The 1,221-nt window shown below is 61.9% G+C and carries 2 protein-coding genes; both read left to right on the plus strand.

The genetic code is table 11. From position 1 onward, the window contains the following. Positions 1–230, plus strand: a 230-nt coding sequence (locus tag WH5701_RS00645; RefSeq protein WP_006169897.1) for a substrate-binding domain-containing protein, incomplete at its 5' end; no start/stop codon positions are given. After that, positions 227–1,221, plus strand: a 995-nt coding sequence (locus tag WH5701_RS00650; RefSeq protein WP_198005106.1) for a putative sulfate/molybdate transporter, incomplete at its 3' end; no start/stop codon positions are given. The genes WH5701_RS00645 and WH5701_RS00650, both read left to right, overlap by 4 nt.

A 1,221-nucleotide genomic window follows, 5' to 3' on the forward strand; every position in this document is an offset into this window, starting at 1 on the left:
GGGAGGCGGATGTGGGCGTGGGTATTGAAGCGGCTGCCAGGCGCCAGGGGCTGGCATTTATTCCCCTGCAGCAGGAGCACTTTGACCTGGCCATGCGCAGGCGCCATTACTTCGAGCCGGCCATGCAGCGTTTGCTGGAGTTCGCCCGTTGCGAGCGTTTTGTTCAGCGCGCCGAGGCGTTGGGGGGGTATGATATAAGTGAGCTTGGTAAAGTGATGTATAACGCTTGAACCACAACAATAAACAGACCAATCAGGCAGGAGCCCGCATGGGTTCGACGGGAATGCAAGGTTCGAACGGAGACAAGCGTTCGGCCGGAAAGAATCTTATTCACGAACTCAGTGGTGCGCTGGGGGATATTGGCACCTTGCTGCCGCTGAGTCTCGGGGCCATTGGCGTGGCCGGACTGGCGCCGGTACCGGTGCTGCTGGGGTTTGCCGTCTTCTATATTGCGACCGGGCTGTATTATCGTCTGCCGGTTCCCGTGCAGCCCATGAAAGCGGTGGCCGCGCTCCTGCTTACCACCCAGGTCAGTGCCCAGAGCCTTATCGCCAGTGGCGTTCTGATCGGTGCCATTCTCTTGCTTCTGGGTTCAACCGGGTGGATCAACCGGGCGGCCCGCCTGGTGCCGGGGTCGGTGCTGAGCGGCCTTCAGCTGGGGCTGGGTTTGTTGTTGGCCAGCATGAGCCTGGAACTGATGGCCACTTCTCTGCCGTTGGGCCTCGTTATCCTTGCGTTGCTGGCCATCACCCTGAAACTTTTCCCCAGTTGGCCTGCGGCACTGCTGGGCCTTGCTCTGGCCATGGTTCTCGGGGCCCTGCTAGGTTCGCCCGGGCTGCCGTTGCCGGCTCATCCGGCGATCTTTTCTATGCCCCAGTTGCCGTCAATGGATGAATGGCAGCAAGGCTTTTCCATCCTGGTGCTGCCACAACTGGCGCTGACCATCACCAACGCCATCGTTCTGACGGCCCTGGTGGTTGGGGATTATTTCGGGGATCAGTCACACCGGGTCTCGCCAGCACGTCTGTCGGTGACAACCGGCCTGGCCAATCTCTTCCTGGTGCCGTTCGGTGCGCTGCCCATGTGCCACGGCGCGGGTGGTGTGGCGGCTCATTACCGCTTCGGCGCCAGGACTGGCCTGGCGCCGGTTCTGTTGGGCACCGGTTTGCTCCTGATCGCATTCGTGCCCGGCGGTCTGTCGTTCATCGCCGCCGTCCCGCG

The organism is Synechococcus sp. WH 5701 (assembly GCF_000153045.1).
In the GTDB taxonomy this organism is placed as follows: domain Bacteria; phylum Cyanobacteriota; class Cyanobacteriia; order PCC-6307; family Cyanobiaceae; genus Regnicoccus_A; species Regnicoccus_A antarcticus.